This is a genomic window from Limimaricola soesokkakensis (assembly GCF_900172345.1).
GTDB classification, from domain to species: Bacteria; Pseudomonadota; Alphaproteobacteria; order Rhodobacterales; family Rhodobacteraceae; genus Limimaricola; species Limimaricola soesokkakensis.
In genome coordinates, this window is the sequence record NZ_FWFY01000008.1 from 174,736 (window position 1) to 182,731 (window position 7,996).

Annotated in this window: 5 protein-coding genes and 2 pseudogenes; 1 reads left to right on the plus strand and 6 read right to left on the minus strand. The window is 67.1% G+C overall.

Annotated features, from left to right (window positions below):
• Nucleotides 1-24 precede the first annotated feature (24 nt).
• The 4 genes from hutU to hutI are packed head-to-tail and all read right to left on the minus strand — an operon-like array spanning nt 25 to nt 5,226.
• On the minus strand, nt 25-1,689 hold the full coding sequence (gene hutU, locus LOS8367_RS13500; RefSeq protein ID WP_085897048.1) for a urocanate hydratase: 1,665 nt from the start codon (nt 1,687-1,689) through the stop codon (nt 25-27).
• The gene (gene hutG / locus LOS8367_RS13505) at nt 1,686-2,486 is read right to left on the minus strand and encodes an N-formylglutamate deformylase (RefSeq protein WP_085897049.1); all 801 of its coding nucleotides are present in this window, start codon (nt 2,484-2,486) and stop codon (nt 1,686-1,688) included. Before hutG ends, hutU begins: the two co-directional genes overlap by 4 nt.
• Nucleotides 2,483-4,021 carry a histidine ammonia-lyase gene (gene hutH, locus LOS8367_RS13510; protein ID WP_085897050.1) on the minus strand — a complete coding sequence of 513 codons (1,539 nt, stop codon included), beginning with the start codon at nt 4,019-4,021 and terminating at the stop codon, nt 2,483-2,485. Before hutH ends, hutG begins: the two co-directional genes overlap by 4 nt.
• Complete coding sequence (gene hutI / locus LOS8367_RS13515; protein ID WP_085897051.1) at nt 4,018-5,226, minus strand: imidazolonepropionase; 1,209 nt, start codon at nt 5,224-5,226, stop codon at nt 4,018-4,020. Before hutI ends, hutH begins: the two co-directional genes overlap by 4 nt.
• Before the next feature lie 82 nt (nt 5,227-5,308).
• Between hutI and LOS8367_RS13520 the strand changes: the two genes are divergently transcribed.
• Complete coding sequence (locus LOS8367_RS13520) at nt 5,309-6,670, plus strand: formimidoylglutamate deiminase (RefSeq protein WP_085897052.1); 1,362 nt, start codon at nt 5,309-5,311, stop codon at nt 6,668-6,670.
• Nucleotides 6,671-6,788: 118 nt separating this feature from the next.
• Here the strand turns inward: LOS8367_RS13520 and LOS8367_RS19510 are convergent.
• Both LOS8367_RS19510 and LOS8367_RS13525 read right to left on the minus strand, forming a co-directional pair.
• Nucleotides 6,789-6,923 (minus strand): annotated as a pseudogene (locus LOS8367_RS19510) (IS30 family transposase); the annotation flags it as partial.
• Nucleotides 6,920-7,787, minus strand: a pseudogene (locus tag LOS8367_RS13525) (ISNCY family transposase); the annotation flags it as partial. The pseudogenes LOS8367_RS19510 and LOS8367_RS13525, both read right to left, overlap by 4 nt.
• Between the last annotated feature and the right edge of the window lie 209 nt (nt 7,788-7,996).

Consider the following 7,996-nt stretch of genomic DNA (forward strand, 5'->3'; position numbering starts at 1 on the left):
GCGGGAGCGGGCTTCTGCCGGCGGTCAGAGTATGCCGGGCAGGTTCAGCCCGTGCTCGCGCGCGCATGTTCTGGCGATGTCGTAACCCGCATCGGCATGGCGCATCACACCGGTGGCCGGGTCGTTCCACAGCACGTTGGCGATCCGGCGATCGGCATCCTCGGTGCCGTCGCAGCAGATCACCATACCGGAGTGCTGGCTGAACCCCATGCCGACCCCGCCGCCGTGATGCAGGGACACCCAGGTCGCGCCCGAGGCGGTGTTCAGCAGCGCGTTCAGGAGCGGCCAGTCCGACACCGCGTCCGAGCCGTCCTTCATCGCCTCGGTCTCGCGGTTCGGCGAGGCGACCGAGCCACTGTCGAGGTGATCGCGGCCGATCACCACCGGCGCCTTCAACTCGCCATTGCGGACCATCTCATTGAAGGCCAGCCCCAGCTTGTGGCGCACCCCCAGGCCCACCCAGCAGATCCGCGCGGGCAGGCCTTGGAAGCTGATCCGCTCGCGCGCCATGTCGAGCCAGTTGTGCAGGTGCGGGTCGTCCACCAGCTCCTTGACCTTGGCATCGGTCCTGTAGATGTCCTCCGGGTCGCCCGACAGCGCGCACCAGCGGAACGGGCCGATACCCTTGCAAAAGAGCGGGCGGATATAGGCGGGCACGAAGCCGGGAAAGGCGAAGGCGTTCTCCAGACCCTCTTCCAGCGCCACCTGGCGGATGTTGTTGCCGTAGTCGAGTGTCGGCACGCCGGCGTTCCAGAAATCGACCATCGCCGCGACCTGCACCTTCATCGAGGCACGCGCGGCCTTCTCCACCGCCTTGGGATCGCTTTCCTGCCTGTCGCGCCATTCCGCCACGCTCCAGCCCTGCGGCAGGTACCCATGGATCGGATCATGGGCCGAGGTCTGGTCGGTGACGATATCGGGGCGCACGCCGCGCTTCACCAGTTCGGGGAACACGTCCGCCGCGTTGCCGATCAGCCCCACAGATTTCGCCTCGCCGGCCTTTGTCCAGCGCTCGATCATCTGCAGCGCCTCATCCAGCGAATGGGTGATCTCGTCGACATAGCGCGTGCGCTTGCGGAACTCGGCACGGGTCTCGTCGCATTCCACCGCGAGGCAGCAGGCGCCCGCCATGACGGCGGCCAGCGGCTGCGCGCCGCCCATGCCGCCCAGTCCCCCGGTCAGGATCCAGCGCCCCGCAAGGTTGCCGTCGTAATGCTGGCGCCCGGCCTCCACGAAGGTCTCGTAGGTGCCCTGCACGATGCCTTGACTGCCGATGTAGATCCAGGACCCGGCAGTCATCTGGCCGTACATGGCCAGGCCCTTCTTATCCAACTCGTTGAAATGGTCCCAATTTGCCCAATGCGGCACCAGGTTTGAGTTCGCGATCAGCACCCGCGGCGCGTCCTTGTGGGTGCGGAACACGCCGACCGGCTTGCCCGACTGCACCAGCAGGGTCTGGTCGTCCTCCAGCTCCTTCAGGCTGGCGACGATGGTGTCGAAATCCTTCCAAGTGCGCGCCGCGCGCCCGATGCCACCATAGACCACCAGCTCGTGCGGGTTCTCGGCCACATCCGGGTGAAGGTTGTTCATCAGCATCCGCATCGGCGCCTCGGTCAGCCAGCTTTTGGCGGTGATCTCGGAGCCGGTCGCGGGATAAACGTCGCGGATATTGTGGCGGGGATCGGTCATCGTTTGCCTCCAAGAAACGGGGCCAGATCGGCCAGGGATTCGAGAATGCTTGCGAGAAGCCTGCGCAGACCGTCGGCCTTTTCGGCGTCGAAGGCCCAAGGCGGGGCCTCCTCGGTCAGGTAGGTCGATTGCGCCAGCTCCATCTGGATCGCGTGCAGCCCCTCGGCCGGGCGGCCGTAATGGCGAGTGGTCCAGCCGCCCTTGAAGCGACCGTTGACGGTCGTGGTGTGACACTCCGACCGCTCGCAGATTTCGCGCGTCGCGGACTCGATGGCGGGCGCGCAGGTCGCGCCCATGTTGGTGCCGATGTTGAAATCCGGCAGCGTGCCGTCGAAGAGAAACGGGATATGGCTGCGGATCGAATGGCAGTCGTAGAGGATCGCCACACCATGGCGTTGGCGGACCCGCTCCAGCTCTGCCTCGAGCGCGGCGTGATAGGGCGCGTGATAGGCGACGCGGCGCGCCTCGATCTCCTCGGCGTTGGGCGCTTCGTCCCAGATCGGCTCGCCGTCGAAATCGGTCAGCGGCACCAGGCCGGTGGTGTTCCGCCCCGGATAGAGGCTCTGGCCCGAGGGATCGCGGTTGGCGTCGATCACGTAGCGGTGGAAGGTGGCGCGCACGGTGGTAGCGCCGGGCAGCAGGCCATCATAGAGCCTGTGGATGTGCCAGTCGGTATCGCGCAGCTCCCGCCCGCGCGCATTCATCCGGGCACGGACATCCTCGGGCAGCCATGTGCCGGTATGCGGCAGGCCCAGCACGACCGGGCCGTCGCCACGGGTGACCTCGACCGGGGTCATGCGCCCAGCTCCGGCATCGGCGTGCCGGCTGCCTCGACGATATCCGCGCCGCGCACCAGCGAGGCGGCCGCTTCGAGATCGGGGGCCATGTAGCGGTCTTCGGTCAGGGTCGGGACATGCGCACGCAGGCGGTTCAGCACCGCTTCCAGCGGCGCGCTGGTGGAAAGCGGCGCGCGGAACTCGATGCCCTGCGCGGCGCACAGCAATTCCACGCCAAGGATCCGCTCCAGGTTCGCAACCATCCGGCCCAGCCGCACCGCGCCATGCGCGGCCATGCTGACGTGGTCTTCCTGGTTGGCCGAAGTTGGCGTCGAGTCGGTCACGCAAGGATTGGCGAGATGCTTGTTCTCGCTCATCAGCGCCGCTGTCGTCACTTCGGCAATCATCAGCCCCGAGTTCAGGCCCGGCGCGGGGGTCAGGAAGGGCGGCAGGTCGAAGCTCAGCGTCGGATCGACGATCAGCGCGATGCGGCGCTGCGCGATGGCGCCGATCTCGGCCACGGCGAGCGCGATCATGTCGGCGGCAAAGCCCACCGGCTCGGCGTGGAAATTGCCGCCCGACACGATCAGCCCCGCCTCGGTCAGCACCAGCGGGTTGTCGGTGGCGGCGTTGGCCTCGATCTCCAGCGTGCGGCCAGCCATGCGCAGCATGTCCATCGCCGCGCCGGTCACCTGTGGCTGGCAGCGGATGCAATAGGGGTCCTGCACCCGGCTGTCGCCCTCGCGGTGGCTTTCGCGAATCTCCGAGCCGTCGAGCAGGGCGCGCATGACCGACGCGGCCTCGATCTGCCCGGCATGGCCGCGCAGGGCATGGATTTCCGGCTGCAAGGGCGCGGTGGAGCCCATGATCGCATCGGTCGACATGGCCGAGGTCACCAGCGCCGCCTGCATCGCGCGCCAAGCGTCGAACAGCCCCGCCAGCGCGAAGGCGGTGGAGAACTGGGTACCGTTGATCAGCGCCAGCCCCTCTTTGGCGCCAAATTCCACCGGCGCGAGCCCGGCGCGCTTCAGCGCCTCGGCGCCGGGCAGGGTTTCGCCCTCGAAGACAGCTTCGGCATGGCCCATCATCACTGCCGCCATGTGGGCCAGCGGCGCCAGATCGCCCGAGGCACCGACCGACCCCTGCACCGGGATGACTGGCGTCACGCCGCGCGCCAGCATCTCCTCAATCAGGGTGATCAGCTCCATCCGCATGCCCGAGGCGCCGCGTCCGAGGCTGAGCAGCTTCAAGGCCATCATCAGCCGGGTCTGCGCGCGCGGGATCGGATCGCCCACGCCGCAGCAATGCGACAGGATCAGGTTGCGCTGCAGGGTCGCCGTGTCCTCGGCCGCGATCTTGACCGAGGCGAGCTTGCCGAAGCCGGTGTTCACGCCATAGACCGCCGCTTCGCCATTGGCGGCGGCGGCGATCCGGGCGGCGGCCCTCTCGATGGCTCCATGGCAAGCGGGATCGAGGCGCAGGGCGGCTTCGTCGCGATACAGGCGGGCAAGATCGGCCAGCGTCACCGCGCCGGGGGTGAGCGTCACACTGGTCATTGAACGGCTCCGAAAATGCGGGAATGCAGCGGGTTGAACCCGATGCGATAGGATAGCTCGGCGGGCGCCTCGACATCCCAGACCGCCAGTTCGGCGCGTTGGCCGGGGGCGATGGTGCCGACATCGTCCAGCCCGAGGGCGCGGGCGGCGTTCACGGTGGCGCCGCGCAGCGCCTCTTCGGGTGTCAGGCGGAACAGGGTGCAGCCCATGTTCATCGCCAGCAGCAGCGAGGTCAGCGGCGACGAGCCCGGATTGGCATCGGTGGCGATCGCGATTGGCACGCCGTGATCGCGCAGCATTCGCACCGGCGGCTCTTGCGTCTCTCGCAGCGTGTAGAAGGCGCCGGGCAGCAGGACCGCGACCGTGCCGGCCCCGGCCATCGCCCTCACGCCGGCCTCGTCGAGATATTCGACGTGATCGGCCGAAAGCGCACCGTAGCCCGCCGCCAGCGCCGCGCCGCCGAGGTTCGACAGCTGTTCGGCATGGAGCTTCACGGGCAGGCCGAGCGTCTGCGCCACGTCGAACACCCGCGCGATCTGGGCGGGGGAAAAGGCGATGCCCTCGCAAAAGCCGTCGACCGCATCCACGAGCCCCTCCGCATGGGCAGCCCGGAGCGCCGGAATGCAGACCTCGTCGATATAGGCGTCGGCCCGGTCCCGGTATTCGACCGGCACTGCATGGGCGCCGAGGAAGCTGGTCTTCACCCGCACCGGTCGGTTCTTCTCGACCGCCCGCGCCACCCGCAGCATGCGCAACTCGGTTTCGAGGTCGAGCCCGTAGCCCGACTTGATCTCCAGCGTGGTGACGCCTTCGGCGATCAGCGCGTCGGCGCGGCGCAGGGCGCCGGCCAGCAGCGCCTCCTGCGTCGCCTCCCGCGTCGCGGTGACGGTCGAGACGATGCCGCCACCCGCGCGCGCCACCTCCTCGTAGCTGGCCCCGTTCAGCCGCATCTCGAATTCGGCGGCGCGGTCGCCGCCATGCACCAGATGCGTGTGGCAGTCGATCAGCCCCGGCGTCACCAGCCGCCCGCCCAGATCGACCTGCTCGGCCCCGGCGAGCTCGGACGGTAGATCGGCGCGCGCGCCGATCCAGCGGACACGTCCCCTCTCGATGGCAATAGTCCCATCTGAAACCAGCCCGTAGGGCGCGTCCCCGGTCAGGGTGGCGGCGGTCAGATTGGTCAGCAGCCGGGGCGCATCAGGCATCGGGCATGTCTCCAGATTCCGCTTTCCTCTTATCGACGGCTGGCTTATATGTCTATACATAATAGCTTTAAGGTCGCAAGATATGACCGTGATATACGCGAAGCAGGCTTTGCTGGACGAAGGCTGGGCGACGAATGTCCGGCTGGACCTGCGCGATGGCAGGATCGTCTCGATCGACCCCGGCACCGGACCCGAAGCCAATGATACCCGCGTGGACACGCTGCTGCCGGCGCTTGGCAACCTGCACAGCCACGCCTTCCAGCGTGCAATGGCGGGCATGACCGAATTCCGACAGGCCGGGCGGGACAGCTTCTGGACCTGGCGCGAGCTGATGTACCGTTTCATGGAGCGCCTGACCCCGAAGCAGATCGAGGCGATCGCCGCACAGGCCTATGTCGAGATGCTGGAGGCGGGCTATGCCAGCGTCGGAGAGTTCCATTACGTCCATCACCAGCCCGGCGGCGTGCCCTATGACAATATCGCGGAGCTGTCGGAGCGGATCTTCGCGGCAGCGTCGCGGACCGGCATCGGCCTGACGCACCTGCCGGTGCTCTACAGCTATGGCGGCGCGGGGCAGGCCGAACTGAGCGCGGGCCAGCGGCGCTTCGGCAATAGCGTGGACGATTTCGAGCGCCTATTCGACGCAGCCTCGGTGGCGCTGCGGCACCTGCCGGGGGATGCGCGGATCGGCATCGCACCCCATTCCCTGCGCGCCACCTCGCCCGGAGAGCTGTCGCGGCTCGTGGCACGGCACGGGCAGGGGCCGATCCACATCCATATCGCCGAGCAACCGCGCGAAGTGAGCGAGATCGAAGACTGGCTGGGCGCGCGACCGGTCGAATGGCTGCTCGACAATCAACCGGTGGACGAACGCTGGTGCCTGATCCACGCGACCCACATGACGGTTGCTGAAACTCGCGACATGGCCGCGAGCGGCGCCGTGGCAGGGCTGTGCCCGATCACCGAGGCCAATCTCGGCGACGGGGCGTTCAACGGCCCGGACTATGTCGAGGCCGGCGGAGGCTTCGGGATCGGGTCGGATTCCAACGTCAATATCTCGCTGACCGAAGAGCTCCGCATGCTGGAATATTCACAGCGCCTGCGCGACACGAGCCGCAACGTGCTGGTCCCGGGCGAGGGGTCTGTCGGCCGGTTCCTCTACATGTCGGCGGCGCGAGGCGGCGCGCAGGCTCTCGCCCGTGCGTCAGGTTCGATCGCCACCGGCAATCTGGCCGATCTCGTCGCGATCGACAGCCAGTCCGCCGCGCTCTGCGCGCTTTCGCGCGACAGTCTGCTGGACGGCCTCGTCTTCGCCGCGACGGACCGCGTCGTCACCGATGTCTGGAGCGCCGGACGGCATGTGGTGCGCGGCGGGCATCACATCGCACGCGATGCCGTTCTCGCCGCCTATCGTACGGCAATGGAAAGATTAGTCGTAACCTGATCCCTTCCGATGCGAATGTCCGATTTCTCTTGCGATGAGGGTGAGCGATACTCGAACCACGACTCCGCTGTAGGTTCAGGGTAGGGCGCTCGCGGCCTCTTCTCCAGCATCTTGGGCCGAATATTTTGGCGGGGGTCTTCCACCCGAAGCATTTACGGGGCGTGGCGTTCAGCCGGTCGCAGATCTCCTGGATATCGTAGTTTGAAAGTTGGCCGATGTCGCGTTCTTAGGGTAGCCAGCGGCGGGCTTGGCGAACTTCGCGTTGTAGCGCGCCACGAAGCCCGGCAGGAAGGCGTTCGCTGCCGCGATGTCCGAGATGCCGGCCAGACGCAACTCCTTCACCAGCCGATCCGGCAGCGTGCGATTGGCACGCTCGACACGGCCCTTGGCCTGGCTCGAATGGGCGCACAGGATCTCGATCTGCAGCTCTGCCTGAGCCCGCCCGAACTGGGTCATGCCGGTCATGTGGTCGCTGGGCTTCGGCACCCGGAACACCGGGTGCTTGTCGCTGTAGAAGGCGACCGGACGGCCATGTTGCACCAGGTAGCGCTCCAGTGCCTCGAAATAGCTGAACGTGCTTTCAGAGGTGACGAAGCGCAGTACCTTCAGCGTGCCGGTGGCATCGTCGAAGAAAACCAGCAGCGTGCAGTAATCGCCGCGATCCTCGAACCAGCGATGCTCCGAGCCGTCGATCTGGATCAGCTCGCCGAAGCACTCACGGCGCAGACGCGGCCGAAGAAAGGCGCGGCGCTGTTCGCGCGACAGCCACAAACCGTCCTCGACCATCAACTTGCGCAGGGTCTCGCGGGAGACCATCGGCCCGTGGTCGTCCCGCAACCGTTTCGCCGCCAGCGTCGGCCCGAAATCCGCATAGCTCTCGCGGATCAACGACAGGGCATAGTCGCGCTTGGCGGCGTGGATCCGGCTGTTCGGAGCGGGCCCGGTGCCGGATCCACGCCGCACCATCCGCACGATACCGCTTCAGCAGCCGGAAGATCTGGCGCCGGGTCAGCCCCAGCAGGTGCGCGCCGCTCTGAACATCGATCCGACCGACACCGATCCGCGCCAGAACCTCGACACGGTCCAACTCGCGCTCGCTCATCAGAACCCGTCCCATGCTCGGTCTCTCTGCCTGTGCTCGGTGCAGGCGAGAGTGATGCTTCTGCATTGCTCATGGGTGACACTTTAGCTTTGCTGTTTGTGGGCTCACGCTGAAGCGCAATTTTCACGGCTTCAACTTACTCGCCTGACTTCATTGCCTCCATCAGCTTTTCCCGGAAGACTTCGGCCGGGGTCCGGTAGCCCAGGCACTTCCGGGGCGTGGCG

What these genes read in the sequence shown, in the direction of transcription:
- hutU (WP_085897048.1), bottom strand. Translation starts at nt 1,689, where the DNA reads ATGACCGATCCCCGCCACAATATCCGCGACGTTTATCCCGCGACCGGC.
- hutG (WP_085897049.1), bottom strand. Translation starts at nt 2,486, where the DNA reads ATGACCCCGGTCGAGGTCACCCGTGGCGACGGCCCGGTCGTGCTGGGC.
- hutH (WP_085897050.1), bottom strand. Translation starts at nt 4,021, where the DNA reads ATGACCAGTGTGACGCTCACCCCCGGCGCGGTGACGCTGGCCGATCTT.
- hutI (WP_085897051.1), bottom strand. Translation starts at nt 5,226, where the DNA reads ATGCCTGATGCGCCCCGGCTGCTGACCAATCTGACCGCCGCCACCCTG.
- LOS8367_RS13520 (WP_085897052.1), top strand. Translation starts at nt 5,309, where the DNA reads ATGACCGTGATATACGCGAAGCAGGCTTTGCTGGACGAAGGCTGGGCG.